At 57.9% G+C, this 26,158-nt stretch carries 30 protein-coding genes; 5 read left to right on the top strand and 25 right to left on the bottom strand.

All coding sequences use genetic code 11. The features are described from left to right. Positions 1 to 123 precede the first annotated feature (123 nt). Together rpiB and yjdP are read left to right on the top strand one after the other, a co-directional pair. Positions 124 to 573 carry a bifunctional allose-6-phosphate isomerase/ribose-5-phosphate isomerase RpiB gene (rpiB, locus tag HF679_RS16640; RefSeq protein ID WP_123757788.1) on the top strand — a complete coding sequence of 150 codons (450 nt, stop codon included), beginning with the start codon at positions 124 to 126 and terminating at the stop codon, positions 571 to 573. Positions 574 to 642: 69 nt separating this feature from the next. Further along, the gene (gene yjdP / locus HF679_RS16635; RefSeq protein ID WP_123757789.1) at positions 643 to 993 is read left to right on the top strand and encodes a DDRRRQL repeat protein YjdP; all 351 of its coding nucleotides are present in this window, start codon (positions 643 to 645) and stop codon (positions 991 to 993) included. A gap of 25 nt (positions 994 to 1,018) precedes the next feature. Here the strand turns inward: yjdP and phnP are convergent, their stop codons facing one another. The 12 genes from phnP to HF679_RS16575 form a co-directional block, all read right to left on the bottom strand. Then, positions 1,019 to 1,777 (bottom strand): phosphonate metabolism protein PhnP, encoded by a 759-nt coding sequence (gene phnP / locus HF679_RS16630; protein WP_154145277.1) that lies wholly within the window; start codon positions 1,775 to 1,777, stop codon positions 1,019 to 1,021. A 61-nt stretch (positions 1,778 to 1,838) separates the two neighbouring features. Continuing rightward, on the bottom strand, positions 1,839 to 2,408 hold the full coding sequence (gene phnN / locus HF679_RS16625) for a ribose 1,5-bisphosphokinase (protein ID WP_123757791.1): 570 nt from the start codon (positions 2,406 to 2,408) through the stop codon (positions 1,839 to 1,841). Continuing rightward, complete coding sequence (gene phnM / locus HF679_RS16620) at positions 2,408 to 3,544, bottom strand: alpha-D-ribose 1-methylphosphonate 5-triphosphate diphosphatase (protein WP_123757792.1); 1,137 nt, start codon at positions 3,542 to 3,544, stop codon at positions 2,408 to 2,410. Before phnM ends, phnN begins: the two co-directional genes overlap by 1 nt. Then, positions 3,541 to 4,227, bottom strand: coding sequence for a phosphonate C-P lyase system protein PhnL (gene phnL, locus HF679_RS16615; protein WP_123757793.1), 687 nt, complete (start codon positions 4,225 to 4,227; stop codon positions 3,541 to 3,543). Before phnL ends, phnM begins: the two co-directional genes overlap by 4 nt. Positions 4,228 to 4,276: 49 nt before the next feature. Then, the gene (gene phnK, locus HF679_RS16610; protein WP_123757794.1) at positions 4,277 to 5,035 is read right to left on the bottom strand and encodes a phosphonate C-P lyase system protein PhnK; all 759 of its coding nucleotides are present in this window, start codon (positions 5,033 to 5,035) and stop codon (positions 4,277 to 4,279) included. Next, positions 5,032 to 5,880 (bottom strand): alpha-D-ribose 1-methylphosphonate 5-phosphate C-P-lyase PhnJ, encoded by an 849-nt coding sequence (locus tag HF679_RS16605; protein WP_123757976.1) that lies wholly within the window; start codon positions 5,878 to 5,880, stop codon positions 5,032 to 5,034. The genes phnK and HF679_RS16605 overlap by 4 nt, the downstream gene beginning before the upstream one ends. Then, a complete protein-coding gene (locus HF679_RS16600) occupies positions 5,873 to 6,937 on the bottom strand; it encodes a carbon-phosphorus lyase complex subunit PhnI (RefSeq protein WP_123757795.1) in 1,065 nt (354 codons plus the stop codon). Before HF679_RS16600 ends, HF679_RS16605 begins: the two co-directional genes overlap by 8 nt. Next, entirely contained in the window at positions 6,937 to 7,521 is a 585-nt protein-coding gene (gene phnH, locus HF679_RS16595; RefSeq protein ID WP_123757796.1) for a phosphonate C-P lyase system protein PhnH, read from the bottom strand. Before phnH ends, HF679_RS16600 begins: the two co-directional genes overlap by 1 nt. Beyond that, on the bottom strand, positions 7,518 to 7,970 hold the full coding sequence (gene phnG, locus HF679_RS16590; RefSeq protein ID WP_123757797.1) for a phosphonate C-P lyase system protein PhnG: 453 nt from the start codon (positions 7,968 to 7,970) through the stop codon (positions 7,518 to 7,520). Before phnG ends, phnH begins: the two co-directional genes overlap by 4 nt. After that, on the bottom strand, positions 7,971 to 8,696 hold the full coding sequence (gene phnF / locus HF679_RS16585) for a phosphonate metabolism transcriptional regulator PhnF (protein ID WP_123757798.1): 726 nt from the start codon (positions 8,694 to 8,696) through the stop codon (positions 7,971 to 7,973). Between the two features lie 162 nt (positions 8,697 to 8,858). Then, the gene (yjdN, locus tag HF679_RS16580) at positions 8,859 to 9,293 is read right to left on the bottom strand and encodes a VOC family metalloprotein YjdN (RefSeq protein ID WP_187042237.1); all 435 of its coding nucleotides are present in this window, start codon (positions 9,291 to 9,293) and stop codon (positions 8,859 to 8,861) included. Positions 9,294 to 9,490: 197 nt separating this feature from the next. Next, a complete protein-coding gene (locus HF679_RS16575) occupies positions 9,491 to 9,826 on the bottom strand; it encodes a zinc ribbon domain-containing protein YjdM (protein WP_123757800.1) in 336 nt (111 codons plus the stop codon). 543 nt (positions 9,827 to 10,369) lie between these two features. Between HF679_RS16575 and proP the strand changes: the two genes are divergently transcribed. Then, positions 10,370 to 11,872 carry a glycine betaine/L-proline transporter ProP gene (proP, locus tag HF679_RS16570; protein ID WP_123757801.1) on the top strand — a complete coding sequence of 501 codons (1,503 nt, stop codon included), beginning with the start codon at positions 10,370 to 10,372 and terminating at the stop codon, positions 11,870 to 11,872. Between the two features lie 58 nt (positions 11,873 to 11,930). Here proP and melR read toward each other — a convergent pair whose 3' ends face one another. Further along, on the bottom strand, positions 11,931 to 12,839 hold the full coding sequence (melR, locus tag HF679_RS16565) for a transcriptional regulator MelR (protein WP_123757977.1): 909 nt from the start codon (positions 12,837 to 12,839) through the stop codon (positions 11,931 to 11,933). Between the two features lie 241 nt (positions 12,840 to 13,080). Between melR and HF679_RS16560 the strand changes: the two genes are divergently transcribed. Further along, complete coding sequence (locus tag HF679_RS16560; protein ID WP_187042236.1) at positions 13,081 to 14,427, top strand: alpha-glucosidase/alpha-galactosidase; 1,347 nt, start codon at positions 13,081 to 13,083, stop codon at positions 14,425 to 14,427. Between the two features lie 67 nt (positions 14,428 to 14,494). Here the strand turns inward: HF679_RS16560 and cbpM are convergent, their stop codons facing one another. The 3 genes from cbpM to HF679_RS16545 form a co-directional block, all read right to left on the bottom strand. Next, the gene (gene cbpM, locus HF679_RS16555; RefSeq protein ID WP_123757803.1) at positions 14,495 to 14,800 is read right to left on the bottom strand and encodes a chaperone modulator CbpM; all 306 of its coding nucleotides are present in this window, start codon (positions 14,798 to 14,800) and stop codon (positions 14,495 to 14,497) included. After that, positions 14,800 to 15,717 (bottom strand): curved DNA-binding protein, encoded by a 918-nt coding sequence (gene cbpA / locus HF679_RS16550; RefSeq protein WP_123757804.1) that lies wholly within the window; start codon positions 15,715 to 15,717, stop codon positions 14,800 to 14,802. The genes cbpM and cbpA overlap by 1 nt, the downstream gene beginning before the upstream one ends. A gap of 136 nt (positions 15,718 to 15,853) precedes the next feature. Continuing rightward, positions 15,854 to 16,537, bottom strand: a complete 684-nt coding sequence (locus HF679_RS16545) for a TerC family protein (protein ID WP_123757805.1) — start codon at positions 16,535 to 16,537, stop codon at positions 15,854 to 15,856. A gap of 181 nt (positions 16,538 to 16,718) precedes the next feature. Between HF679_RS16545 and HF679_RS16540 the strand changes: the two genes are divergently transcribed. Beyond that, on the top strand, positions 16,719 to 17,510 hold the full coding sequence (locus tag HF679_RS16540) for a DsbA family protein (protein WP_187042235.1): 792 nt from the start codon (positions 16,719 to 16,721) through the stop codon (positions 17,508 to 17,510). A 117-nt stretch (positions 17,511 to 17,627) separates the two neighbouring features. Here the strand turns inward: HF679_RS16540 and HF679_RS16535 are convergent, their stop codons facing one another. Genes HF679_RS16535 through HF679_RS16500 form a run of 9 tightly spaced genes read right to left on the bottom strand, consistent with a single transcriptional unit; the run spans position 17,628 to position 26,158 of the window. After that, positions 17,628 to 18,134, bottom strand: a complete 507-nt coding sequence (locus tag HF679_RS16535) for an EAL domain-containing protein (RefSeq protein WP_261802947.1) — start codon at positions 18,132 to 18,134, stop codon at positions 17,628 to 17,630. A gap of 18 nt (positions 18,135 to 18,152) precedes the next feature. Further along, entirely contained in the window at positions 18,153 to 18,344 is a 192-nt protein-coding gene (locus tag HF679_RS24900) for a hypothetical protein (RefSeq protein ID WP_261802946.1), read from the bottom strand. Position 18,345: 1 nt separating this feature from the next. Then, positions 18,346 to 20,007, bottom strand: a complete 1,662-nt coding sequence (locus HF679_RS16530) for an O-antigen ligase family protein (RefSeq protein WP_187042234.1) — start codon at positions 20,005 to 20,007, stop codon at positions 18,346 to 18,348. Between the two features lies 1 nt (position 20,008). Continuing rightward, positions 20,009 to 20,533: a fimbrial protein gene (locus HF679_RS16525; protein ID WP_227540164.1), complete on the bottom strand. Its 525-nt coding sequence runs from the start codon at positions 20,531 to 20,533 to the stop codon at positions 20,009 to 20,011. A gap of 26 nt (positions 20,534 to 20,559) precedes the next feature. After that, entirely contained in the window at positions 20,560 to 21,624 is a 1,065-nt protein-coding gene (locus HF679_RS16520; RefSeq protein ID WP_123757810.1) for a fimbrial protein, read from the bottom strand. Beyond that, positions 21,621 to 22,226 carry a fimbrial protein gene (locus HF679_RS16515; RefSeq protein WP_123757811.1) on the bottom strand — a complete coding sequence of 202 codons (606 nt, stop codon included), beginning with the start codon at positions 22,224 to 22,226 and terminating at the stop codon, positions 21,621 to 21,623. The genes HF679_RS16520 and HF679_RS16515 overlap by 4 nt, the downstream gene beginning before the upstream one ends. 23 nt (positions 22,227 to 22,249) lie before the next feature. Further along, the gene (locus HF679_RS16510) at positions 22,250 to 23,038 is read right to left on the bottom strand and encodes a molecular chaperone (protein WP_123757812.1); all 789 of its coding nucleotides are present in this window, start codon (positions 23,036 to 23,038) and stop codon (positions 22,250 to 22,252) included. Beyond that, positions 23,035 to 25,521 (bottom strand): fimbria/pilus outer membrane usher protein, encoded by a 2,487-nt coding sequence (locus HF679_RS16505; protein ID WP_187042233.1) that lies wholly within the window; start codon positions 25,519 to 25,521, stop codon positions 23,035 to 23,037. The genes HF679_RS16510 and HF679_RS16505 overlap by 4 nt, the downstream gene beginning before the upstream one ends. 40 nt (positions 25,522 to 25,561) lie before the next feature. Further along, positions 25,562 to 26,158 (bottom strand): fimbrial protein, encoded by a 597-nt coding sequence (locus tag HF679_RS16500; protein ID WP_227540165.1) that lies wholly within the window; start codon positions 26,156 to 26,158, stop codon positions 25,562 to 25,564.

Raw genomic sequence — 26,158 nt, 5'->3', positions numbered from 1 at the left:
TGAAATGTCGCCGTGTAGAACAAGCGCACATCATGGTAGATTTGATGTTTAAATCGGCAAAGAGTGCCGTTTAAATCACAAGGAAACCTAAGTTCGTAAAGTTAACTACAGGCGAGGCTAAGTATGAAAAGGATTGCAATTGGCTGCGATCATGTCGGGTTTATCCTGAAAGACGATATTCTGATGCACCTGTGTCAGCGCGGTATTGAGGTGGTAGATAAAGGCGCATGGTCCACGGAACGCACCGATTATCCGCGTTACGCCAGCGCAGTCGCGCAGGCAGTTGCCGCCGGTGAGGTTGACGGCGGGATCCTGATCTGCGGCACCGGCGTGGGTATTTCTATCGCTGCCAACAAGCACCCTGGTATTCGAGCGGTTGTCTGTAGTGAACCTTATTCTGCGCAGCTTTCACGCCAGCATAATGACACCAATATTCTGGCCTTTGGCGCCCGGGTAATCGGCCTTGAGTTGGCAAAAATGATCGTCGATGCCTGGCTGGCTGCCGAATTCGAGGGCGGTCGCCATCAGGGGCGGATTGATGCCATCGGCGCGATAGAACAGCAGCGGATTTGAGATTCCTCCGCTACTCGCCGTGAGGGCCGTTGATTAACGTAGGGCCAGCCCCCCGAAGAGACTGGCCCTATGAAACCACGTTACGCTACCGCTTTGATCTTCTGCACCCTGGTGCTGAACAGTCCGCTGGCGCGCGCCGATATTATCGACGACGCCATCGGCAATATTCAGCAGGCGATTAATGATGCTTACAACCCCAGCAGCAGCCGCGCGGACGACGATGACGATCGCGACGATCGTTATGATGACGGGCGCTACCAGGACAGCCGACAGCAAAGCAGCGATCGCCAGCGGCAGTATGACGACCGGCAGCGCCAGCTCGACGATCGCCGGCGTCAGCTTGACGATCGTCAGCGGCAGTTGGATCAGGATCGTCGCCAGTTAGAGAGCGATCGACGCCGGCTGGAAGACGACTATTGATGATCTCCTGATGCCAGGGCCGGGCTTAATCCAGCACGATCTCCATGCCGTCGTAACCCGCTTCGAACCCCGACGGTAGCGCGTTCTCCATCATCCACAGATCAAACTGGTGGCTGATATGGGTAAGAATGACCCGCGGGCAGCCAATCACCAGGTTGAGAGCCCGCACCGTATTCAAATCGCAATGGTTACGCGGGGTCTGCGGACGTGGTTCGTGGCTGCAGTCGATAACGATCACCTGCGGCTGGTTGTTCAGCAGAAACTTGAGGGTCTTGTCCGGCAGTCCGGCGGTATCCGACAGCCAGGCCACCCGGCTGTGGGCTGATTCCAGCAGATAACCGAACGTCAGCTTCGAGTGGTTCAGCGGCAGCGGCGTGACCCGCAATCCCTGCAATTCAAACACCACAAACGGCTCGACGGTATGGCTGAAATCCAGCAGACCGGGATGGGTAAACAGGTCGTCGCAGCCCACGGTGTCCGGTGGGCCAAACACCGGAATGGTCGCTCCTACGCCCCAGCGCAGCGGAAAGAGTCCCTGTACATGGTCCATATGGTAATGGGTCAGTAAAAACTGCTGAAACTGGCCGGCGGGCCACTGCTCCATCAGGTCGGGTAGCCCGGCATCCAGCAGGGTGACGGCCTCATTGAACTTCACCACCGCGCTACAGGGGCGGCGGCGATGGGCGTCATGGTCACGTGCGCGCTGGCAGGCCGCGCAGTGGCAGCCGAAGACCGGGACCAGCTGCGCGCCGCCGGTGCCGGTTAAGCGGATAGTCAGGCTCATGGCCCCTCCTCACCGCGTTTTTTTAAAACGCAGGTGGCTGTGGGTATACCCTTCGCGGAGTTCACTGGCAGGCATACTGATCCTCTTGTTGGGCATACTGGCGACGCAACAGCGTGAAGAACTGCTCGACCGATTGCCCCAGGCTGCCGTTGTTGTTGAGGGTCAGGCAGTCGGTGGGGGTATAGCGCGCCGCGCGCTCCAGCCGTTGGGCGATGTCGCTCTCGCACTCCCGTCCGCGCTGCTCCAGACGCTGGCGCAGCACCTCCGGCGTGACCTGCAGACAAATGGGCAGCAGGGCGTCGGCGTAGCGCGCCCGCGCCTGCGGCAGATGGGCGCGGGAGCCGTTCGCCACCACGTCAAAACCGGCATGCAGCCACAGATCTATCTCGATACCCACCCCGTAATAATTGTTGTTGGCATGCCAGCTGAGGGCAAAAAGCTGGCGCTCGGCGCGGTTAAAAAACTCTGACTTGCTGAGGGCGATATGGTTTTCACTGCCGGCGTTGAACGGGCGCGTGATATAGCGGTGCGCTACCAGCAACTGGGGATGTTCGCGCTGGCGTAACGCGGCCAGCAGACTGTCTTTTCCGGAGCCGGAGGCTCCCATCAGCCAGATCAATTTTCCCGTCATCAGAAGACCCTCTTTCCTTGACGCCAGACGTGGTCAATATGGACGTGATCGCCGCGCCGGTGCGCCAGCACCATGTCGGCCCGTTTGCCTTCCGCAATCACGCCGCGGTCGCGTAGTCCCAGGGCCCTGGCAGGGTTGGCGCTGACCAGCCGGATGGCCTGCGGCAGGGTGAAGCTGTTGCGCTCGTCATCGGCGATGCGGAATGCCGCATCCAGCAGGCTGGCGGGGTAGTAGTCCGACGACAGAATATCGAGCAGGTTGTCGGCCGCCAGGGCGTGGGCGGCGACGTTGCCGGAGTGCGAACCGCCGCGCACGATATTGGGGGCGCCCATCAGCACGTTCATGCCGTGATGACGCGATGCGGAAGCGGCGGCTAAAGTCGTGGGAAATTCGGCGATCACGCTGCCAAGTTGATGCGATTCCAGCACATGTTCCGGGGTGGCATCATCGTGGCTCGCGAGGGCGATGTTACGCTCGCGGCAGATCGCGGCAATGGTCTGACGGTTCGGCTGTGACCAGGTTGCCGCCAGCGCCATCTGCTCCTCTTCGAAGCGGTCCATCTCTTCGTTGGTCAGATGATATTTGCCCTGATAGTAGTCACGGTACTTGCTGCGGTCGGCGTACTGGCGCTGTCCCGGCGAGTGATCCATCAGCGAGACCATGCTCACCGGCTCGCGGCCCACCAGTTTCTCAAACAACGGCAGGGTGGTGTGGTGCGGCAGCTCGCAGCGCAGATGCAGACGGTGCTCGGCGCGGTTGATCCCGCGCTTCTGCGTCTCTTCGATGGCGTTGATCATCTTTTCCAGATTTTCCAGCCGATCGCCGCCGTCACGCACGTCGCCGATGGCCACCGCGTCCAGCACGGTGGTGATCCCGCTGGCGACCATCAGCGCATCGTGGCTGCTCATCGCCGAGTGGGCCGGCCAGTCGACCTTCGGTCGCGGGGTGAAGAATTTATCCAGATTATCGGTATGCAGTTCAATCAGGCCGGGCAGCAGCCAGCCGCCTTCGCCGTCGAGCGCTTGTGGCAGCTGGCTTTGGCTCTCTGCGAAGGCGTAAATCGTGCCGTCCTGAACCTCCAGAGAACCCTGCACCACCTCATCTTCGAGCACCAGTTTTACATTGTTGATAATCATGCTGTGATTCCCATCGGATGCAGCCGGTCAGCGACCTGGTTGCGCACCGTTTCATCATGGAAAATGCCGACGATAGCCGCGCCGCGCGCTTTGGCTTCGTGAATTAACGCCACCACCGCGGCGCTGTTTTTGGCGTCCAGCGAGGCGGTGGGTTCATCAAGGAGCAAAATCGGGTAATCCACCGCGAAACCACGGGCGATATTGACGCGCTGCTGTTCACCGCCGGAAAAGGTCGATGGCGCCAGATGCCACAGATGTTCCGGGACGTTCAGGCGCGTCAGCAGGCTGGCGGCCCGGGAGGCGCAGGTATCGCGCGCAACGCCGAGGTCGAGCAGCGGCTGCATCACCACGTCGAGGGCCGAAATGCGCGGGATCACCCGCAGAAACTGGCTGACCCAGCCGATGGTGCGCTTGCGGACTTCCAGCACCTTACGTGGTGAGGCGCTGACCAGATCCACCCATTCGTCGCCGTGGCGGATGTGGATATGGCCGGTATCCGGGAGGTAATTGGCATAGAGCGAACGCAGCAGGGTGGATTTTCCGCTGCCGGAATGCCCGTGCAGCACCACGCATTCTCCGGCGTCGACGGTTAAAGAGGCGTCGGCAAGGACCGGCAGACGAATGCCATGCTGCTGATGCAGAACAAAGGTTTTGTGTACATTTTCGACGCGGATCGCGTTCATTTTTTGCCTCTTTTGCATTTGTGCCTTCCCGGCGGCATGACGCCGGGGGTTAGTTCTGCAACACTGATGACACCAGCAGTTGGGTATAGGGGTGATGCGGGTCGTCCAGCACCCGGTCGGTTAGCCCACTTTCCACCACCTGACCCTGCTTCATGACCAGCAGTCGGTTGGCCAGCAGGCGCGCGACGCCCAGATCGTGGGTGACAATCACCACCGCCAGGTTCAGCTCCACCACCAGACCGCGCAGCAGGTCGAGCAGACGTGCCTGTACCGACACGTCCAGACCGCCGGTTGGCTCATCCATAAACACCAGCTTTGGTTGGGAGACGAGGTTGCGGGCAATTTGCAGGCGCTGCTGCATCCCGCCGGAAAACGTGGTGGGCAGGTCATCGATGCGCGACGGCGGAATTTCCACATCATTCAGCCACTGTTCGGCGGTCGCGCGAATACTGCCGTAGTGGCGCGCGCCGGTCGCCATCAGACGCTCGCCGATGTTGCCTCCTGCCGACACCTGACGGCGCAGGCCATCCATCGGATGTTGATGCACCACGCCCCACTCGGTGCGCAGCAGATGCCGACGTTCCGCTTCGCTCATGCCATACAGCGAGCGGTTGTCGTAGCGCACTTCGCCCTGCTGCGGCGCCAGTCGTGCGGAGATAGCTTTCAGCAGGGTAGTTTTCCCTGAGCCGGATTCGCCGACGATGCCCAGCACTTCGCCGGGCCATAGCTCGAAAGAGACGTCGCTGAAGCCCTTGCCCGGCGCATAGAGATGGGTCAGTTGATTGACCGCGAGTAACGGATGGCTCATTTGTTCAGCGCCTCGCTCTGTTGGCGGCAATAGTCGGTATCGGAGCAGACAAACATCCGTTTGCCACTGTCATCCAGCACCACTTCATCAAGATAGCTGTGGCGGGAGCCGCAGATGGCGCAGGGCTCATCCCACTCCTGCACGGTAAACGGGTGGTCGTCGAAATCGAGACTTTCCACCGGGGTATACGGCGGCACCGCGTAGATGCGCTTTTCGCGCCCGGCACCAAACAGCTGCAGCGCGGGCATCATGTGCATCTTCGGGTTATCGAATTTTGGAATGGGCGACGGGTCCATCACGTAGCGGCCGTTCACCTTGACCGGGTAGGCGTAGGTGGTGGCGATGTGGCCGAAACGGGCAATATCTTCATACAGCTTCACCTGCATCACGCCGTATTCTTCTAACGCATGCATGGTGCGGGTTTCGGTTTCGCGCGGCTCGATAAAGCGTAATGGCTCGGGGATCGGCACCTGGAAGATCAGGATCTGATCTTCGGTTAGCGGCGTCTCCGGGATCCGGTGGCGGGTCTGGATCAGCGTGGCATCGCAGGTCGCCTCGGTGGTGGCAACGCCGGTGACGCGCTGAAAGAACTGGCGAATCGACACCGCGTTGGTGGTGTCGTCGGCGCCCTGATCGATCACCTTCAGGACGTCATGCTCGCCGATAACGCTGGCGGTCAGCTGGATCCCGCCGGTTCCCCAGCCGTAGGGCATCGGCATTTCACGACCGCCGAACGGGACCTGGTAGCCAGGGATCGCCACCGCTTTGAGGATCGCCCGGCGGATCATGCGCTTGGTCTGCTCATCAAGATAAGCAAAGTTGTAGCCAGTGAGGGAATTAGCCACGTTCATTCTCCCGTTGCAGGCGTTTCAGCAGCGCCAGTTCGGCCTGGAAATCGACATAGTGGGGCAGCTTGAGATGCGAGACAAAACCGGCCGCCTCGACGTTATCCGCATGGGCGAGGACAAACTCTTCATCCTGCGCCGGGCCGGCAATCTCCTCGCCGTAGTCCGGCGCCTGCAGCGCGCGGTCTACCAGCGCCATCGCCATCGCTTTACGTTCGCTCATGCCGAAGGTCAGGCCGTAGCCGCGGGTAAAGTGCGGTGGCTCCTGCTCAGGGGCGACAAAGCCGTTGACCATTTCACACTCGGTCATCAGCAATTCGCCGATGCTGACGGCAAAACCCAGCTCTTCCGGCACGATCTCCACGCTGACGTAGCCGCTGCGGATCTCACCGGCAAAGGGGTGGTTGCGGCCATAGCCGCGTTGGGTGGAATAGGCCAGCGCCAGCAGATAACCCTCATCGGCGCGTACCAGCTGCTGCAGGCGTGATGAACGGGAGCCCGGGTAGACCGGTGGGTTGCGGGTGATGTCGTCCGGCGGGGTGTGGCTATCCTGCTCTGCTTTTGCCAGCCCCTCCTGCACCAGCAGGTTGAACACATGCGGCGTGGATCCCTGCGGCGACGCGGCGGTGCGTAGCGGCGGCGTTTCACCCTGTGCCAGCAGCGTGAAATCCAGCAGGCGGTGGGTGTAATCGTAGGTGGGGCCGAGCATCTGGCCGCCAGGAATGTCTTTGTAAACCGCCGAAATACGCCGCTCCAGGCGCATGCTGGCGGTGTCGATCGGTTCACCGATCGCCAGTCGGGGCACGGTGGTGCGCCAGGCACGCAGTAAAAAAATCGCCTCGACGTTGTCGCCGCTGGCCTGCTTCAGCGCCAGCGCCGCCAGTTCGCGATCGGCGATGCCGCCTTCGGTCATCACGCGGTCGACGGCCAGGTGAAACTGCTCGGCAATCTGCTCAACGCTCAGTTCCGTAAGCCCGCCATCGCCCCGGCGTTTATGCTCCTGTAAGGCGTGAGCGGCGACGATCGCCTTTTCCCCGCCTTTGACGGCAACATACATTAGCAAACCTCCACGTGGGTGGTGCGAGGGATCGCCAGCAGCCGCTCACCGCAGGTCAGGATCAGGTCAATACCGAGCGGGAACGGGTGCGGGCGTTCGGTCAGTTCATCAATAATGCAGTCCGGCAGCTGCGGGGCGATCATCCGCTCTTCGGCGATACCGGCGCCGGTGAGGCGCAGCATGCGCCCGCCGCTGAGGCTGGCGAGCTGGACGATCAGGGTGACGCCGGTCTCCGGGGCGGCAACGGTGCCGGCGGAGAGGACGTTAAGCTGCTCGCTGCTGATGCGATCGTCGGTGACGGCAAACACCGCCTGCTGCGGCAGCTCCACCAGCGGAGCGCCGGTATGAAAACGCAAATTCTGGCCGACCAGGTCGTTATGCAGCGCCGACGAGAACCACACCGGCGTGTCGTGGTCCGCCAGGGTCAGCAGCAGGCTGGTGGAGGCGATGCTCAGGGGCTGCCAGCCGTGCTGGAGCTGCTGCAGGGCGACAATCACGCCTGGCTCGCTCATGGCTTTCAGCAGACGACGAAAACTGTGTTGGGCATCCTGCACCGGTAGGGTAAAAGCGGTTTGTAAGGTCATGCGTTATCTCCGCGAACCAGAGTAAAGAAGTCGACCCGGCTGGCGTTGACTTCGGCGCGTCGGGCTTCAATGCGCGCGCTTCGTTGTGCTTCCAGCGGGGTAATCAGGGTTTCCATCAGGGTGTGAAAATGGTGGGGCGATTGCATCAGCGCGTCGACGGTTGCGCAGCGCTCGGCGTGGGGACGATCGCGCCCCAGGATCCAGCTGTAGCCGATGGTGCCGTCGGCCAGGCGAACCGCCGCGCGGGTTAAGGTGGCATCGCCGGCGAAAAAGCGGTCGCCGATCCCGCCCATGCGGGCCTGCAGCTGAACCAGGCCGGTTTCCGGCGTGCGAATCAGCTCATACGACGGCGCCAGCTTGAGGGTCTGCATCCGCGCTTCAAGTTCTTGTGGTTCACTGTGGGCCAGCACGGACATCCAGCGCTGGCGGGTGGCGGTATCAAAGTGCATTCAGTGCTCCATGGTGAATTCAATCATGTCCGCCCGGGTCAGGCTGACGGAGTACTCCGTGGCCTGCTGCTCGCCGGCCCGGTGGTTGAGAGTTCTTACGCACAGCAGCGGCGCCATGTTGGGGATCCCGAGAATGTTGCTCTCTTTGGCCTGGGCGCGGCGGGCGCTGATTTTGGTTCGCGTGCGGGTCAGTTCGACATCCAGCTGCTGGTGCAGGAAATCGTGCAGCGAACCCTGGGTAAAGGTTTGCAGCGCGGGCCAGAAGCGCAGGTCGGCGAAGTAGTGATCGATCAGGCACAGCGCGACGCCGTTGACGCGGCGCAGGGTGCGCAGGTGGATAACGTTATCCCCTTCGTGAATGCCAAAGGCCTCGGCGACGTGGCTGCTGGCCGGGCGCAGCACCGACAGCAGCTTTTCGCTGGTCGGGTGGCTGCCCTGTTCGAGCAGGTTCTGGCTAAAGCGGGCCTGGGCGTTGAGCGGGTAATCGATAGGGCGCATCAGCACCAGCACCCCGACGCCCTGGCGGCGCTGGACCCAGCCGCGATCGACCAGCTGGTCGATCGCCCGACGCAGGGTGTGGCGGTTGACGTCAAAGCGCGTCGCCAGCTGTTGTTCGGCGGGCAGGTAGTCACCGCAGCGATAGTGGTGACGCAGCTCCTGCTCAAGTTTGGCGGCTATTTCCTGATACCGGGTCGGATAACTGGTCGGATGTCTGGATAAGTGCATGTCAATCGAGCCTCACTGAGCAGAAGAAGGGATTTCCTTCTGAGAGTGGCCCGATCCTGACGCGTTTTTGTTACATTTCGGTTAACGCATAATGACCGATGGATGAAGAGTGAGTGCCGGCAGAGTGACAGGGCGGGAGACCCCGCCCGAAGTGGACTGCGGTTAAGATTGTTTGACGACGTTGACCATCCACGGCACGCCAAAGCGATCGATGGCCCGGCCAAATCCATGGGCCCAGAACGTTTCCTGCCAGGCCAGTTCGACCCGCCCGCCGTCGGCGAGGTTGTCAAACCAGCGTTTCCCTTCGTCCAGGTCCTGGGTGTCGAGCACCAGGTTAAATCCGTTATAACGGCCGCTATCTTCGCCGGGACTGTCGCCGAGCATCAGTTCGCTGCCCGCGACGCGCAGGCTGGCGTGGGCGATGCAATCCGGGGAGATTTGCAGGCCGGAAGGGCAGCCGTCCTGGGCATCCTGACTGTTCTGCGGCATTTCGCCGTAGGTAATTTTGTGGACCAGCTCGGCGCCCAGCGCATCCTGGTAAAACGCTATCGCCTCCGCGCAGTTGCCACTGTAGGAGAGGTAGGGACTCAGGGGCATGATGATGACCTCAGATAACGAAAGACCCTTTAAGCATAGAGGAAGACAGGCACTTCAGGCCAGGCGGTAAAAACCTGGTGTCGGCACGGCGTTACAGCGGAAATAAGTGGACGGTACTGCACTATGATATTCGTTAATTTAATCCGTCATCTTTTTCCGCCGCAGGGAAATAACGCCGCTGGGGGTAGGGAATAAGATTAATTCTTTTTCACGAATTCTGATTTCAGCTTCATCGGGCCAAAACCATCAATTTTGCAGTCGATGTTATGATCGCCTTCGACCAGACGGATATTCTTCACTTTGGTGCCAATTTTCAGCATCGAAGAGCTGCCTTTGACCTTCAGATCTTTAATCACGGTGATGCTATCGCCATCGGCGAGTAAATTGCCGTTCGCATCTTTTACCACCAGTGCGTCATTATCTTCAGATGGCTCGGCATTGTTCCATTCATGGGCGCATTCCGGGCAGATAAACATGCCGTTATCTTCGTAGGTGTATTCAGATTGGCATTGTGGGCAGTGTGGCAGTTGCATGGCGTTCCTCGTGATGGCTGATGAAAATAGGGCGTTGGCCCTTTAAACAGCGGCTGATAGCCGAAAGTGGGGGTGATTATAGCCTATTCACGTACTTTTGTCGGGCCTTTTTTTATGATAATAGCACCAGGGAAATGGCCGAATTAACCAGCGGTTATGCCAGAAATATGGCGCGCTGGCTATCACCCTGCTTATCCAGAAATAAACCATTCTGCGGTTATGTTCATGGAACCTATTAATTTTTCTCGACTAAACTATACGGTCTGTAATTTTTCGTGAAGTTGATCCCAAATTTAAACGCTGTTAGGGTAAAAAAGGAGAGTTCGTAAATTCAGCAAATTTATGACTAACGCTATTTATTGATAAATGCCATAGAGCAGGCGTCAATAGGTTCGGTTGTACGGACTGTCAGCAGACAGTGCAGGCAAACCTGCTACGCTTGAAAAGAGGAGCACAGCAACTCGCCGCTCCCAACGCACAACGCCACGGCTTTGCCGTATGGCGGCGATCTGTGCGCTCACGGCGAAGCTTTAGAGGAAAAATATGCTTAAAAGAAAAAAAATAAAGCCAATCACGTTGCGTGATGTCACCATCATTGACGATGGTAAGCTTAAGAAAGCCATCACCGCAGCATCGCTGGGTAATGCGATGGAGTGGTTTGATTTTGGTGTGTATGGTTTTGTGGCGTATGCTTTAGGTAAAGTCTTCTTCCCCGATGCCGACCCCAGCGTGCAGATGATTGCCGCGCTTGGGACATTCTCCGTTCCGTTCTTAATCCGTCCGCTAGGTGGCCTGTTCTTCGGCATGCTGGGGGATAAATATGGTCGACAAAAAATACTGGCTATCACCATTGTCATTATGTCGATCAGTACCTTCTGTATCGGCTTGATTCCGTCCTACGCCTCGATTGGTATCTGGGCGCCGATTCTGCTGCTGCTGTGTAAAATGGCGCAGGGCTTTTCGGTTGGCGGAGAGTACACCGGTGCATCGATCTTCGTTGCCGAATACTCACCTGACCGTAAGCGTGGCTTTATGGGCAGCTGGCTGGACTTCGGTTCGATAGCCGGGTTTGTGCTTGGTGCCGGCGTGGTGGTGCTGATCTCCAGCATCGTGGGTGAAGAGAGCTTCCTCGAGTGGGGCTGGCGCTTGCCGTTCTTCCTGGCGCTGCCGTTAGGGCTGATTGGCCTCTATCTGCGCCATGCGCTGGAAGAGACCCCGGCGTTCCAGCAGCACGTTGAAACCCTGGAGCAGGGCGACCGTGAAGGATTGCAGGAAGGGCCAAAAGTCTCGTTCAAAGAGATTGCGACCAAACACTGGCGTAGCCTGCTGACCTGTATTGGTCTGGTGATTTCCACCAACGTGACCTACTACATGCTGCTCACCTACATGCCGAGCTACCTGTCGCATAACCTGCATTACTCGGAAGATCATGGGGTGCTGATTATTATCGCCATCATGATCGGGATGCTGTTCGTCCAGCCGATTATCGGCCTGCTCAGCGACCGTTTTGGCCGCCGCCCGTTTATTCTTATCGGTAGCGTCGCGCTGTTCGTGTTGTCGATTCCGGCCTTTATCATGATTAACAGCAACGTGATCAGCCTGATTTTCGCCGGTCTGCTGTTGCTGGCGGTGGTGCTTAACTGCTTTATCGGCGTGATGGCCTCATCGCTGCCGGCGATGTTCCCGACCCATATCCGCTTTAGCGCCCTGGCGAGTGCCTTTAACATCTCGGTGCTGGTGGCGGGTCTGACGCCAACGCTGGCGGCCTGGCTGGTGGAAACCTCACAGAACCTGATGATGCCGGCGTACTATCTGATGGTGATTGCGGTTATCGGCCTGATGACCGGTCTGACGATGAAAGAGACGGCAAACCGCCCGCTGAAAGGGGCGACGCCTGCCGCATCGGATATCCAGGAAGCGAAAGAGATCCTGCGCGAGCATCACGATAATATTGAGCACAAAATCGAAGATCTCGACCAGGAAATCGCGGAACTGCAGGAAAAACGTTCCCGTCTGGTACAGCAGCATCCGCGTATCAACGAGTAAGCGCAGCCTCTGCTAAAAATGCCGCCGTGGGCTTCCCCGGCGGCATTTTTTTGCTGGTTTACAGGCCCTGTCGCCGCTGCTGGCTGAGTTTGCGGTACTGCTGCGGCGGCATGCCGACGTAGCGGGTAAAGGTGCTGTAGAAGCGGCTGCTGGAGCGAAACCCGGCGATCAGCGCAATGTCGAGAATCGTTTTGTCGGTATCGCTGAGCAGGGCGCGGACGTGGTTAATCCGCATCGCGGTGATGTACTGCTTCATGGTCTGCTGCATCACCCGCTGAAAAATCCCCATCGCATAGTTCGCGTTGAGTTTGACGTGTTCGGCGACGTCGGCGACGGTCAGCGCCTGATCGTAGTGGCTGGCGATAAACTCAAGCATCTGGCTGACGTAAAACTGGGCATGGCGCGAGACGCTGTGCTTGTGGGTGCGTGAGGTTTTGTTCACCAGAATCGGCTGCCAGCCGGAAAGGCTAAAGCGCTTAAGCATCAGGGCGATTTCATCGATGGCCAGCTGGCGGATCTGTTCGTTGTCGCTGTTCAGCTCCTGCTGCCAGCGCTGCACCTCAAAGGCGCTGAGCTGCTGGGCAGAGAGCGATTTGATGACCATCCCGTGAGTGACGTTATTGATCAGCTCACGGTCGAGCGGCCACGACAAAAACAGGTGCATCGGCAGGTTGAAGATCGCCATTTGCTGGCAATTGCCGGGGCGCGTCAGCTGATGCGGCGTACAGGCCCAGAACAGGCTGATATAGCCCTGTTTAATTTGCACCGCTTCGTTGTTGATGAGGTATTCGACATCGCCGTCAAAGGGGACGTTGACCTCAACCTGGCCGTGCCAGTGGCTGGTGGTCATGGCGTGCGGCGGGCGCAGTTCGATATCCATCCGCTGGTATTCGGAGTAGAGCGCCAGCGGGCTGCGGGTGTCTTTCTCGTCGCTGCTGCTCATGTACGGATCGTGATGTTTTTCCATGCAGAAATAGGTTCCTGAATCGTCACAGTTGCTGTTTTTTTGCACCGACATGCGTCTATCTTAGCGGAGAAAACGGCCCGTTTTCTCTCCTTTTCCGCCAATTTATTCTCATAAACTCAGATTTTGTGTGCGCCCACCGGCGATCTGAGTTTTCGGGAATGCTCCGTGGGGAAGGGGGCAGCGAGCCGAGCGGCGGGCATGTCACTCTACATGGACACAATGACATGATGGAGAACGCTCTATGTCTGCCCCAAAAATTACCTTTATCGGCGCGGGTTCAACGGTTTTTGTTAAAAATATCCTCGGTGACGTTTTTCAGCGCCCGGCGCTGAAATCGGCCCATATCGCGTTAATGGATATCGATACGACGCGGCTGGAAGAGTCGCATATTGTGGTGCGCAAGCTGATGGATTCCGTCGGCGCCGATGGTGAAATCAGCTGCCATCGTGACCAGCGGGTCGCGCTGCAGGATGCGGATTTTGTGGTGGTGGCCTTCCAGATTGGCGGCTATCAGCCCTGTACCGTGACCGATTTTGAAGTCTGTAAGCTGCACGGCCTGGAGCAAACGATCGCCGATACCCTCGGGCCTGGGGGGATCATGCGGGCGTTACGCACCATTCCGCACCTGTGGCAGATTTGCGACGACATGACCGCCGTGTGCCCGCAGGCCACCATGCTGAACTACGTCAATCCGATGGCGATGAACACCTGGGCGATGTATGCGCGTTACCCGCATATCAAGCAGGTGGGGCTGTGCCATTCGGTACAGGGAACGGCGGAAGAGCTGGCGCACGACCTTGACCTCGATCCGGCGGATTTACGCTATCGCTGCGCGGGGATCAACCATATGGCGTTCTATCTGTCGCTGGAGAGAAAGCTGGCGGACGGCAGCTACACTGACCTGTACCCGGAGATGCTCCAGGCCTGCGCCGACGGGCGGGCGCCGAAACATCGCGAGAATTCGCGCTGCCAGAATATCGTGCGCTATGAGATGTTTAAAAAGCTCGGCTACTTCGTCACCGAGTCCTCTGAGCACTTCGCTGAATATACGCCGTGGTTTATCAAACCGGGGCGGGAAGACCTGATTACCCGTTACCAGGTGCCGCTGGATGAGTACCCGAAACGCTGCGTAGAGCAGGTGGCGAACTGGCATAAAGAGCTGGAGCTGTATAAATCCAGCGAGCGGATCGAGATTAAGCCGTCTCGTGAATATGCCAGCACCATCATGAACGCGATCTGGACCGGCGAGCCGAGCGTGGTTTACGGCAACGTTCGCAACGACGGGTTGATCGATAACCTGCCGCAGGGCTGCTGCGTGGAGGTGGCCTGCCTGGTGGATGCCAACGGCATTCAGCCCACCAAAGTCGGGAAACTGCCGGCCCATCTGGCCGCCTTAATGCAGACCAACGTCAACGTTCAGACGTTGCTGACCGAGGCGATCCTCAACGAAAATCGCGACTATATCTATTATGCGACGATGATGGATCCGCACACTGCGGCGGCGCTGGGGATCGAGGAGATCTATGCTCTGGTGGACGATCTGATTGCCAGCCACGGCGACTGGTTGCCGGAGTGGGTTCATCGTTAAGGGTATCGTTAAAGGAATCGTTAAAGAACCGTCGGGCCGTCTGGCCCGACGTTGCGGTTGCACGGGGTTAACCGTGAGTCAGAAAGCGGGCCAGCTGTTGCTGCAGCAGCCGGTTCTCGCGGGTCAGGCGGGCGTTTTCATCCAGTAGCGTTAAGGCTACCGCGATGCCCGGCCAGTCCAGCTCCAGCTCCCGACGCAGGCGCAGCGCGCGATGGACAATCACCACCGCGCTGTCATCGAACAGCCAGGCTTCAGCCTGCGGCTGGCGTGGCTCAATCACGCCCAGGCCGACGATCTCCCTCAGGTCATCCTCAGACACGCCGGTATGCAGACAAACTTCGCTTATGGTGAACGTCACCGTCATCTTAGTCATTATGCTTTCTCCCATGCTTTACGCGGCGCGAAGCCAGCCTCTGCATCGGCCAGCTGTTGCCAGAGTGCGCTGGTTTTGTCGTTCGGTTTCGGCGGCATGACGATTTTTATCACTGCATATAAATCGCCGGTCGTCGTTTTGCTTGCCAGCCCTTTACCTTTGATGCGCAGGCGTTGCCCCGCCTGGCTGCCCGGCGGGATAGTCAGGAGGATGCTCTCTTTGAGCGTCGGGATGGTGACCTTCGCACCCAGCGCGGCTTCCCACGGCGCCAGCGGCAGGACGATTTCCAGGTTATGACCGACAATATCGAACAGCGGATGCGGAGCAATATGGATAACCAGCCACAGATCGCCGTTCGGCCCGCCGTTTTCCCCCGGCGTCCCCTGGCCTTTCAGGCGGATACGCTGGCCGTCGCTGACCCCGGCGGGGATTTTCACATTCAGCGTTTTCGGGGTTTCGCTCTCGACCATCCCGAAGACGTTATAGACCGGCAGGGAGTAGCTGATGGTGCGGGTCTGCTCGGCGAGGGTCTCTTCGAGGAAGACCGCGACTTCAATCTCCAGATCGTGGCCGCGCGCGGCATGCTGGCGGCGGGCGTGGTGCGCCTGCTGGCCAAACATCGATGAGAAGATATCGTCAAAGTCCTGCTGGCTGTAGCTCTGCTCGTGGGTCTGCTGCTGACGACCAAACTGCGGATCGTTGCGGTGCTGCCAGAGCTGGTCATACTCGGCGCGACGCTGTTCATCTTTGAGCACTTCCCAGGCTTCGGCGAGGTCTTTGAATTGCGCTTCGGCATCGGTTTCTTTGCTGACATCGGGGTGATATTTGCGTGCCAGACGGCGGTAGGCGGTCTTGATGGTTTTTAGATCGTCCGTTGGCTTAACCCCTAGAATAGTATAATAGTCCTTTAATTCCATGGCGTTATCTCATTTGGATTGATGCAGTGGTCACAGCTTTCACCTCTAAGCTTAGGGCAAATGAGGGCGCGCGGAGCAGGAATGTGCGGGAAACTTGACGCCGTCGGGTTGACGGCGTGCGTCGCGGGCAGGGCGGTTATTTGGCCGGGCGGGTCCGGTAGTTGCGGCGCAGTCCTTCCAGCAGCACCAGCGCGGCGCCAAGGGCGCCGGCAATCAGCGAGAGTGAGTCGGGCGCGTGCGGGAACAGGCGCACGATGGTCGGGTCGGTCACCCACATCGACCCGGCAATCCAGCCGATCAGCGCGCCGCCCAGCAGGATAACCACCGGGAAGCGGTTGAGGATAGCCAGCACCAGTTTGCTACCGGCAACGATAATCGGGATGCTGATCAGCACGCCCAGCGCTACCAGCAGCAGGTGGCCTTTACCGGCGGCGGCGACGGCCAGCACGTTATCCAGCGACATGATTACATCGGCGACGGTTATGGTGACGGCGGTCCGCCACAGGCTGCCTGAGCTGCTGACCTCTTCATTCTCTTCCTGATTGGCAACCAGCTTGATGCCGATCCACAGCAGCAGCAGGGCGCCAACAATTTTCAGCCACGGCAGTGAGAGCAGGTAGAGGGCGATGGCCAGCAGCAAAACCCGCGCCACGATGGCGCCGGCGGTGCCAATAATAATGGCTTTGGTCCGCAGTTCCGGCGGCAGCTTACGACACGCCATGGCAATCACCACCGCGTTGTCGCCGCCAAGCAGCAGATCGATTGCGATGATTTGCAGCAAAATGACGACGATATCCCACTGATTAACTAACTCATTCATGCCTGACTCATATCATTAAAAAAGATCTCAACGGGAAAGCGTACCCCTGTTGCGCCATCGTGTCATATTGAAAAACAAAGTTACTAATCAATGCATCGTGTCACGATGATTCCCCGGTAAAGAGTGTTACCTTGTCCCGTTAGGCTCACCTGCCGTTTTACTCATCGCAAGGATTACCCTCATGGCTGGCATGAAAAAAATACTGACTGGCGCATTGCTTGGCGTCACGTTACTTCCGGTTCTGGCAATGGCCGCAGAGGCTCCCGCCGCAACATTTACGCCGGAGCAAGAAGCGCGCATTGGCAAAATTGCCGCGGATTATTTAGTCGCGCACCCGGAGGTGCTGTTACAGGCCAGCCAGAAGCTGCAGCAAATTCAGCAAGAGCAGCAGGCGAGCGCGGCAACCCAGGCGGTAATGAAAAACCAGGCTGCGCTGACCCAGGATAAAAATACCCCGACCTATGGCCCGGCGGATGGTAAGGTCACCGTTATCGAGTTCTTTGATTACCAGTGCATCTACTGCAGCCGTCTGGCGCCGGTGATGGAGCAGGTGATCAAAGCGCATCCGCAGACCCGTTTTGCGTTTAAAGAGTGGCCTATTTTCGGCAGCCGTTGGGAAACCTCGCTGACCGCCGCGAAGACCGGCCTGCAAATTTATCAGCAGAAAGGGGCAGAAGCTTACCTGACCTACCATAACGGGATTTATGCTACCGGGCATAACGAAGGCAAGCTGACGGCGGCAAATGTTCAGCAGCAGGCGAAGAAAGTGAATTTCGACGCTAAAAAAGCGGCGGATGTTGACGCGGTGCTGCAGAGCACCAACACGCTGGCCCAGGAGATTGGTCTGAGCGGCACGCCGGGGGTGATCGTCATGCCGACAACCGGCGCGACCGAAGCCACCATTACCGTCTTCCCGGGGCTTGCAGATAAAGACTCGCTGGAAGCGGCGATTAAGAAGGCCGGCGGCAACTGATTGCTGGTCGTCGACAGCACCGCGAACCCGCCATTCGGCGGGTTTTTTATCGTGACGGCCTCCCCGTCTTACAGCCCCGTTTGCAATATGTTGGTTGTGGTTCGCATACGCGATGCATCACGCGTGTTGATGGGACGTCGGCATGGTGCCGCGAAGTAAAAATCCTTGTACCGCATCGGCACCGCTCTCGAGGCTGAGGGCATAATCTTGCCGGGTCTCAACCCCTTCAATCACCACACGGCGGCCTATCTGGCGATAGCGGGCGATCAGTCGCGTCAGCTGGTGCTCTGCGGTTCTGAACTGGTGGAACAGCGTGTTCGAGATTTTTACGGCATCAAAGCCCATTCCTGATGATTGCCAGGCGGGCAGTTGCTGCGGATATAGATCATCCAGCCAGACGTTAAACCCTGCCCGACGGAGTATGCGCAGGGAGGTCAGCACATTGTGTTGTTCGCTGTGGCCGAGGTGCAGCAGGGTCCCTGGATCCTGGATTTCAATGATAATCCGCGCCGGGTCTGCCTGGGTTACCAGGGACTGCACAAAGGTTGGCTGAATGATCATGTTGAGAGAGAGATTGATCGAGAATCGCCCTGAGAGAGGGGTAACCTGGCGGACTTGCCACAAAAAGAGCTGCTGCTTCGCCTAAGCAGAAAGATGACGAAAGAACGCATCCAGTGAATCGCGCGTCTTGACCTGGCTTAAGACTTCCTGGACGTTGGGTTCAGCATCGGCGAAGAAGTGGATTAATTCCAGCCGGATGCCGCAAATTTGCTCCAGTTCATGATGACGCTCCGTTGCTGGCGGGGTCAGGGTATTGGCTCTCTGTCTGCTCATGTTAATCATTCCGTTGATTGAAAGGGCGTCGTTGGTCCTGTAGCCAGGCGATCCGACGGTCAAGCGGGTATTCAAGATAAAAGCGGGCCGCCAGCTGGCGGGCCGTGGCGACATCTTGCTGATGCAGGGCAATCAGAATGCGTGTGAAAGAGACATTCGGATCGGGGTGAATGCGGACGTAGTCGGTTGCCCAGCGGCGAAACGCGAGGAGCCAGCGCTCGTCTTTCGTCTGCTGGTAGCGCTGCAGATAGCCCATGTTGATATCGAACCGGTAGCGAGTGGCAAGCAGCCAGGCGTCAGGGGGGACCGGTGCCTGAAGTCGATACTGTTCGCCACGTCTTTCAAGGGCGGTCAGGCGCTGTTGGGTGTGCAGCGTGGTTAGCAGAAGCGGGATGAGCAGCAGCGTCAGGATTAGGGTTGTGATGCGGATCGTCGCCGTTGCGGTCCCGGTAAGCCGTTTTCCCTGAACCGGGCGATCGGCACAGCGTATCAGGATGATCAGTAGCAGCCAGTGCGGCGTTGATTGCCAGACAGGGTATTCCGTTAGCATATGAATCAAGACCGGCGTCCCGGCCAGTAAACAGGCGCGACGCCAGATATTGCCCGTCAGCCAGAGCCAGAGGCCGCCGGCGATAAAACAGGCAACCCCGAGTAGCCCGACAATGCCACCTTCCACCCACCACAGTATCAACTCGTTATGCGGGTGCGAAATCCGGCTCAGCCCGGTGTGGCCAAACTGCGTCAGGAACAGAGACGGAAAGCTGCCAACCCCGGAGCCTGACCAGGGATGGCGGGCAATCAGCGCCCATGAAAAGCGCAGGATCTCCCAGCGTGTCGAGGCGGAGGTCAGATGGTCAATTGTTGCGACGGACAGCAGGCGGTGCATGGCTTCGCCAGCGGCGACCCCCAGTAACAGCAGCAGCAATAACCGGAACAACGGCTGGCGTGCAGGAACCACCAGCAGCAGCTGGGGCCAGCCGATAAACAGGGCCAGGTATCCGGTTTGCGACTGGCACCCATGCACCACAAATCCCATCAGCACCATGCCAATACCGATGGCGATACGGTATCGGGGGCCGGTTCGCAAGGCCAGTACGGCGGAGATCAGCGTGCCGCTGGCCGTGAAGCTGGCCATCAGATTGACCTGCTGGAAAACGCCATACGGACGAGTCTCTCGCCATAACGGAAATTCCCAGAGCTGCGCGAGGGGCAGATGCAGGTACTGGATGAGAAACACCAGGCACTGGATCAGGCTGGCTCCCCATAGCATTGAGAGCAGGGCGGTCAGCGTTTTTCCCGTGAGCGGTATCTGCAGCAGCACCAGGTAAAAGAGGGCTCCGCCGATGAGCGCGCCGGCGACAAGTGTGGCCTCTGCACGCCAGATCGCTGCCGTCAGCAAACACAGCATCGTCAGCAGGAGCGTGCCCGCGAGCATAAAGCGCAATGGCGTGGTGATGCGCCAGGGGTGTCGGCGTAGCACGCAGGAGGCGCCGCCCATCACCAGCGCGGCATAGAGCCAGGCGATGATATTCAGCGGTAGCGACAGGCCACTCCCTCCGTTATTGGGCCAGTAAAGAGGGAGCGCCGCTCCCCAGAATGCCAGGCTCAGGCCCAGCAGGAAGCGGCGTGCCGGGGAGCGTGTCGGAGAAAAAAGAAGACTCATGCTATTGATAATTCAGGGTCCAGGTTCCACTGGCGCTGAAAGGACCATACTCGATGGTCTGGTTTTTCAGGGCCTCTGGCTCCGCCTCTACCCAGCTCAGGAAGGTTAAATCCATGGGGCCTTCGGTAATGGTCTGACGGGAAGTGCTTTGGCCCAATTGAATGGCATCGCCATTCTGCTCACTCAGCCCAATGGCGATGCCCGATGCGCTACCTGGCCCTGCGGAATTTAACGCCAGGTGGTTGGGCAGGTTCGCATTTTCTGTGCCGTTAAAGGTGACGGACAGGGTGGCAAAAACGTTGGGATTACAATCCCGTAATGAGAGGGTGAATGCGTGCGGCTGGCTACGCCCGGTCAGGTAGAGGTCTTTCACGGCAATATGGCCGAAATCAACTTCAATTTTGTCCGCGTTGGGCGCAAGGCTGCAGGCCAACGCCATGACGGTGCCGTGAAAATGCATATCGCCGCCAACGAGTTTGGTATCCGCTTTGACGGAACTGACGGGCAGCAGAAGGAGCAACGTCATGAATAGCCGGTATGTCATCAGGTACCTCACTGAAACTGTGCCACGACGGTGGCAGAGGCTTCAAATTCCCCCTCTTTCACACTGCCGACCCCGGGACTGGCAACCGGCGCGGCGGTGATATTCCAGTCCCCCTGGTTTTGATAGAACCCTTTGATGTTATAGAACTGATTGGGTACCACGGTGCGGCCGCTTTCCTCTTTGAGGATGATGCCGAGATCGTCGCGCTTTTGTCCGTTGCTCAGCGTGCCGAGAAACTGGTTGTTGAAACTGGCGGTTCCGGAGGCGGTACTGGTCTGGACCGCCAGATTGATATTCAGCGCGCCCTGGTCAAAGCTCCCGCCCTCGCATTCAACATGGATGGGGATGGATTTGCTAAAGTTGGTGCCGTTGAGCTTATCGCCAGAGCCGGGTAAGTTACCGAATTCAATCGTGATTTTGTCACCACGGTTAAAGGTGCATTTGTCCGGTACGGTAATAATCCCGGATTTAATCACCACGCGAGAAATAGAGGTGGTCGGCGTGGGACCGACCGTGCCCATTCGTCCCGCCACGTCGAGCAGCGACTGAGAGGCGATGTTGATGCCGTTAATAATCGGTTTGGTGACGATAAAGACCACTTTTCCTTTGGAGCCGCTTTCCACGTTTCTGACCTTCGCGACACCCGTGCGCGTCGAGCACGAGTTGTTGGTCAGGCGATTGGAGACATTGGTGAACGGCGCCCGGACGTAGTCGCGGTAATTTCCGGCAATCCACACCGACACTTCAACATCGAGGTATTCATTCAGGCGATAGCGATTGGGCCCCTCTGATGAGAGCGGCATGGTTGAAAGCGTGGAGTAATGGATCGCTCCCCGGCGAATATTCTCCAGGGGGCAGTGGAAATTGACCGTATACTGGCCGTTCAGATTCCAGGTGAAAGGGTTAGTCCGGCCACCGATATGGTTCTTGCTCATATCTAACGATTTCAGTTCGATATCATACTGATGCGGCATTCCCCCCTGCGGTTCACCTTCCCCTTGGGTGAATGCTGACGCGGCCAGAGGGCTGAGCAATAACGCCGAGCCGAGCAGCGCGTTGAAAAATACGGTCATAAATACTCCAGCTGCAGTCTGAGCAATCCGTGAAACTCACCCGCGCTCACTTCCGTCCCGGTCGATTCCAGCGCGGCGAGAAAGTGAATCGCATTGTTGCCAGGCTTAACGATCCACATGCGTTGTGGCTGGCTGAGGTGGATCAGCTGTTGGCCTTCATTCATCACACGGATGCCCGCTCCCTCGACATCACCATGAATACGCGCGAGATCGCTATTTTCCCGTGCGCTCTCCGCCATCAACGTTAATGACACCCCTTGTCCCGTTGTACTGTGTGCGAACAACGGGGCGGCAGAGGTTTGCCCGGCGACGTCCTGGAGCTTGTGGCCCGACCCTTTCAGACAATCGTTGAGGTTTAAGGTCACCAGCACCGGGTGGCTGCGATCTCCTGCCTGATGAAAAGCCCTGGCGGAAATCTCCCCGAGGTCGATGCTTTGGTCACGCGACGCCATGTCCAGCACGCACGGAGAAACATAAACACGCCCGTGGAAGTGAACGTTGCCATATTCACCAGAGACATGGCTCATATCCCGGCGGCCGTTATCGGCCTGAACCGCGCAGGCGTAGCCGGCCAGCAGCAGCGCGCATAGATGCTTTTTCATTGTTGAACCCCCGATCACGCGTGTTACCTGGGCTGCTGGGCGGCCGGCAATGCCCGGCAGGTATCGCCTGTGCAGCGGTATTTGAGTTCTGGATGACCGCCAAAATCATTCACGTACATCATGGTGAACTGGCTGATGCTGGCGTCGGTGACCTTGAAGTCCATCGAGGATTTGGGGGCCACCATCATTCCCGGGAAATCCGTCAGCCTGCCGCTGCCTTCTGCTTCCGGTTTGCGGCTTAGCCCAATCACGGTCACAAAGTAGGGGGTCGGGTTTTCCACTGACCACTGGCGCCCTTTTTTGTGAAACACCACCTGGTTTTGCCACACCGCACCGGGCTCCGGCGGCACAATGGCGGAAGGGCGATAGAACAGTTTGATGCGGGACTGCATCGCCAGCTGCAGCACATTGGGCTTATCCGGCTTGGGGGGAATTTCACGCACGTTAAGGTAGAACAGGCTTTCACGGTCCTGCGGTAACGCGGTAATCCCGCTGGTTTTGGTGACGCGGGCAATCCCTTTCTGGCCGCCATTAATGCGCTGCAAAGGCGGGAGCACCATCAACGGCGATGTCACTTTGGCGCCGCTGGCATCCTCTACCCAGGATTGCGCCAGGAATGGGGTCGTGGGGCTGGTATTCGATAAATTCGCGCTCACCGAGCGATCGTTCTCGTTGATGATGAGTCGGGTGCGGTCAAGGGCAACGCCTGCCCAGGCGGAATCGACGGCGGCGGCCAGTAGCAGGCCGCATGTAACGGACATCAGCCAACGCCGGACAGATAAATAAGATTGTTTTTTCATCACGCTATTCATTTTGCTGGTTGAGAGAATTGGCAAGGCAGTAAGACATTGCCCTGGGGGTTGATTTGTCGGGGAACCTGCAGGTGACACTGCGTCCGGCCTCCCCATACAACGGAGAGCGTTTCATCCGGCTTAACGCCAGCGATCCAGCTTTCACCGTTGTCCATGACCATGGCGACGCTGACGCCGTTGGCATTAAACACTTCTGCACCAAAAGGAGGGGCCGAACCGTCGGCAAGACGCAGCATGGCCATCATCTTTTCCCCTTGCGCCACGGCAAAGCGTTGGTAGCCGATGGCTCCTTCCGTTAGCGTGCTGGTGACAATCGCTTTGGTGGCGGCGATATCTTCATCCATGGCATCGACGTCAATCCGGGTATCAAAGCTGTTGTAGCTGACGATGTCTGGCACGACCGCAATCCCATAGCGGTTTGAGTGAGCCTGTTCGCCGTTGAGCGGGACGTTGGCGACGCCATCGGTATCGACCATCACGCGGGCGGTGTTCATCGAGGCCTGGCTGTTGTGCAGCGCGGCACCATGCCGCGTGGCGGTAAAACCACCGCGCACGGTGCCCCCGACGGAAAGGTAGCGATCCTGCTGCCAGCTGACGTTGGACTCCAGTTCCGCCATCATGCTGCGGTGCTGGTAGTAACCATCAAAGGCCGTTCGCCCCTCATCTGACAGGCCTGCACGTATGCGCCATGGGTTATTGCGATCGCGGTTATCCGAATAGGAAACCATCTGGCTGGTCCGGTTGCCGCTGTTTTGCAGTTGATATTCAGTCGAGCGCCCGTCTCGCCACGGGATGGACAGGGACAGAGAAAGACTGTCATCGCGCTTTCCCTGATATTCAGAACGATACGCCGCAAGGTTAGCGCTGACCCCTTCCACTCCGGCGAACGAGAAGGTATGCCCGACGGACAGGCCATAGCGGTCCTGCGAGCGCCGATCCCAGTAGTTCTGGTGGGCATAGGTCAGATACAGCGTGGTGGCAAGGCGCGGATCGTCAGCAAAAAAGGTTTTATTCCCGGTGAGGGTATACATCTCTTTTTCACGCCCGGAGCTGTCGTTGTTTTCATACTGCTCATCGAGGAACTGCGAGAAAGAGCGGAAATTTCGCTGGGAAAAACGATATCCGGCAAAGGTAATGGCGCTGTTGTACTCGTCAAAGGTCTTGGCGTAGCTGAGCTTGAAGGACAAGCCTTTTTGTTGGTTTTGATCTTTTACCCGACTTATCGACTGGGTGACATCCGCCGAGAGTGCGCCAAGCAGGCTCAGGTCACGCCCGATCCCCACAGACCAGGCGTTGTAGCGATTACCGGTCAGCAGCGCGCCGCCATACAGGGACCACGCGTTGCTGACCCCCCATGAAAAGTCACCACTGTAAAACGTAGGCCCCTGGAGGTCGTGATTGTAGCGCGAAGGTTTCCCGACCGAGGTGTTGTAACGTACATAGCCCGGGCGCGTCAGATAGGGGATATCCGCGGTATTGACCTGAAAGGTCTGCACTGTCCCATCCTGCTCTTCCACCCGGACATCCAGGGTACCGCGCACCGAACTGCGTAAGTCTTCGATATTGAAGGGGCCTGCCGGGACGGTGGTTTGATAGATCACGCGTTGCTGTTGGCTCACCGTCACTTTGGCATTACTTCTGGCAATGCCGTACACCTGTGGAGCATAGCCCTGCAGATTCGGCGGCAGCATACGCTCGTCGCTGGCGAGATTCGCGCCAGTAAAGCGAATAGAATCAAAGAGCTGTGAATTCAGGTAGATTTCACCAAGCGTGAGCTTTGCCGCCAGCATGGGCAGTGGGCGATAGGCGTAAAACTGATCCCAGTCGAAGCGTGTGCCTTGCGTATCGGAGGTGTAATTAGCCTGATACTGGCTACGAAAACGCCAGGCACCGATGTTAAATCCCGTCTGACCATAGCCGGACAGGGACTGGTAGCTACCGCCATCCTGCTGATAGCGTGTTGCCTGGCCGGACAGGTTGTAGTCAAAAATGAGCCCGGCGATACCGTTGTCCCAACGTTCAGGCGGCGTCCAGTTTGGGTCGCTGTATTTCATCCATGCCTGGGGGATGGTGATGTCCAGGACCCCGGCGCTATTGTTCAGCACAATGCCGGGTAAGTGCGAGATGTCGAGGCAGCGTTCAGAACGCGCCCGGACGTAGGTCAGCGCCTCTTCCTTTAGCGCTAACAGGTCGAGTTGTTCTGCGCTGAGGCAGGCCACTGTTTTATGCGGGTGGTCGGCATCGGTAATGTAGTGGATCTGCTGCTGAGCGATCTCCTGGCCGTTGATGTGCACATCCAGCAAATACTCTCCTGGAGCCACATAGTTACCTTCTGAAAAACGCTGTAAATCAACATTTTGTCGGTCGCTGGCATCCAGTACGGCAGTATTGAATTCCACGGCATCGTCAGCGGTGGCTGGAGAAGAGCAGGCGAGGGTAATAAAAAGTGCCAGAAGCGTTTTGGATGTATTCAGATTAGTCATCTTTTTTACTCACCTTCAGGACCTTTATTACCAGAACTGCTTAGAGATAATTCACAACAAAATGCATGTTGGCGTTAAATTCACCGGAGCTGATATGTCCGTCCTCGGAAATCAAATGCGCGGTAAATCTGAGCGTATTTTTCCCTGGATTTAGCGCATAATCCGGCGAGGGAACGCCAAGTTGAATGGGGTTGCCATATTTATCAAATATCGTGATTGATAAATCTCCAGCATCAGTTTTCACACTTAAATGATCTTTGCGCTGGCGATCTGAGACACTATAAAAAGTAATGCTGGCACTATGAAATATACTGCCAGGGTGTTGTGAGTCGCCTAATGAACATCCCAGTAAATGAATGCTAAAATCATGTGCTGAAATATTTCTAGGGGAACCGCTGATATCTCTTGCTGAAATACTATTGAATTCCACCGTGAGATCCTGGTCATCATGATCAACATAACAAGCGGCTTCGATTATTGTTCCCTGCAAATGCATTTTCCCTGGCGTTTTGGCGTTGTTGCCGGTATTAGCCAGAGTCCATGTCGATGGAAGGAAAATAAAAAGCAAGAGCATCCGCCATCCAGGCATCACCGCACTCCCTTTATCGCATTGATAAAACGTTTTGAGCAGGTGCAC

Source organism: Enterobacter sp. JUb54 (assembly GCF_014298075.1).
Classification (GTDB): Bacteria; Pseudomonadota; Gammaproteobacteria; order Enterobacterales; family Enterobacteriaceae; genus Klebsiella; species Klebsiella lignicola.
This window is presented reverse-complemented; position numbering and strand designations above follow the sequence as displayed.

Excerpts from the sequence above, each read along its gene's own strand:
- cbpM (WP_123757803.1), bottom strand. The coding sequence starts at position 14,800 with ATGACTAAGATGACGGTGACGTTCACCATAAGCGAAGTTTGTCTGCAT.
- phnK (WP_123757794.1), bottom strand. The coding sequence starts at position 5,035 with ATGAGCCATCCGTTACTCGCGGTCAATCAACTGACCCATCTCTATGCG.
- HF679_RS16560 (WP_187042236.1), top strand. The coding sequence starts at position 13,081 with ATGTCTGCCCCAAAAATTACCTTTATCGGCGCGGGTTCAACGGTTTTT.
- HF679_RS16540 (WP_187042235.1), top strand. The coding sequence starts at position 16,719 with ATGGCTGGCATGAAAAAAATACTGACTGGCGCATTGCTTGGCGTCACG.
- phnN (WP_123757791.1), bottom strand. The coding sequence starts at position 2,408 with ATGACGGGAAAATTGATCTGGCTGATGGGAGCCTCCGGCTCCGGAAAA.
- yjdN (WP_187042237.1), bottom strand. The coding sequence starts at position 9,293 with ATGCCCCTGAGTCCCTACCTCTCCTACAGTGGCAACTGCGCGGAGGCG.
- HF679_RS16575 (WP_123757800.1), bottom strand. The coding sequence starts at position 9,826 with ATGCAACTGCCACACTGCCCACAATGCCAATCTGAATACACCTACGAA.
- HF679_RS16600 (WP_123757795.1), bottom strand. The coding sequence starts at position 6,937 with ATGTATGTTGCCGTCAAAGGCGGGGAAAAGGCGATCGTCGCCGCTCAC.
- HF679_RS16520 (WP_123757810.1), bottom strand. The coding sequence starts at position 21,624 with ATGACCGTATTTTTCAACGCGCTGCTCGGCTCGGCGTTATTGCTCAGC.
- HF679_RS16530 (WP_187042234.1), bottom strand. The coding sequence starts at position 20,007 with ATGAGTCTTCTTTTTTCTCCGACACGCTCCCCGGCACGCCGCTTCCTG.
- yjdP (WP_123757789.1), top strand. The coding sequence starts at position 643 with ATGAAACCACGTTACGCTACCGCTTTGATCTTCTGCACCCTGGTGCTG.
- phnF (WP_123757798.1), bottom strand. The coding sequence starts at position 8,696 with ATGCACTTATCCAGACATCCGACCAGTTATCCGACCCGGTATCAGGAA.
- phnM (WP_123757792.1), bottom strand. The coding sequence starts at position 3,544 with ATGATTATCAACAATGTAAAACTGGTGCTCGAAGATGAGGTGGTGCAG.
- proP (WP_123757801.1), top strand. The coding sequence starts at position 10,370 with ATGCTTAAAAGAAAAAAAATAAAGCCAATCACGTTGCGTGATGTCACC.
- rpiB (WP_123757788.1), top strand. The coding sequence starts at position 124 with ATGAAAAGGATTGCAATTGGCTGCGATCATGTCGGGTTTATCCTGAAA.
- HF679_RS16515 (WP_123757811.1), bottom strand. The coding sequence starts at position 22,226 with ATGAAAAAGCATCTATGCGCGCTGCTGCTGGCCGGCTACGCCTGCGCG.
- HF679_RS16505 (WP_187042233.1), bottom strand. The coding sequence starts at position 25,521 with ATGACTAATCTGAATACATCCAAAACGCTTCTGGCACTTTTTATTACC.
- melR (WP_123757977.1), bottom strand. The coding sequence starts at position 12,839 with ATGGAAAAACATCACGATCCGTACATGAGCAGCAGCGACGAGAAAGAC.
- HF679_RS24900 (WP_261802946.1), bottom strand. The coding sequence starts at position 18,344 with ATGAGCAGACAGAGAGCCAATACCCTGACCCCGCCAGCAACGGAGCGT.
- cbpA (WP_123757804.1), bottom strand. The coding sequence starts at position 15,717 with ATGGAATTAAAGGACTATTATACTATTCTAGGGGTTAAGCCAACGGAC.
- phnH (WP_123757796.1), bottom strand. The coding sequence starts at position 7,521 with ATGACCTTACAAACCGCTTTTACCCTACCGGTGCAGGATGCCCAACAC.
- phnP (WP_154145277.1), bottom strand. The coding sequence starts at position 1,777 with ATGAGCCTGACTATCCGCTTAACCGGCACCGGCGGCGCGCAGCTGGTC.
- phnG (WP_123757797.1), bottom strand. The coding sequence starts at position 7,970 with ATGCACTTTGATACCGCCACCCGCCAGCGCTGGATGTCCGTGCTGGCC.
- HF679_RS16525 (WP_227540164.1), bottom strand. The coding sequence starts at position 20,533 with ATGACGTTGCTCCTTCTGCTGCCCGTCAGTTCCGTCAAAGCGGATACC.
- phnL (WP_123757793.1), bottom strand. The coding sequence starts at position 4,227 with ATGAACGCGATCCGCGTCGAAAATGTACACAAAACCTTTGTTCTGCAT.
- HF679_RS16510 (WP_123757812.1), bottom strand. The coding sequence starts at position 23,038 with ATGAATAGCGTGATGAAAAAACAATCTTATTTATCTGTCCGGCGTTGG.
- HF679_RS16545 (WP_123757805.1), bottom strand. The coding sequence starts at position 16,537 with ATGAATGAGTTAGTTAATCAGTGGGATATCGTCGTCATTTTGCTGCAA.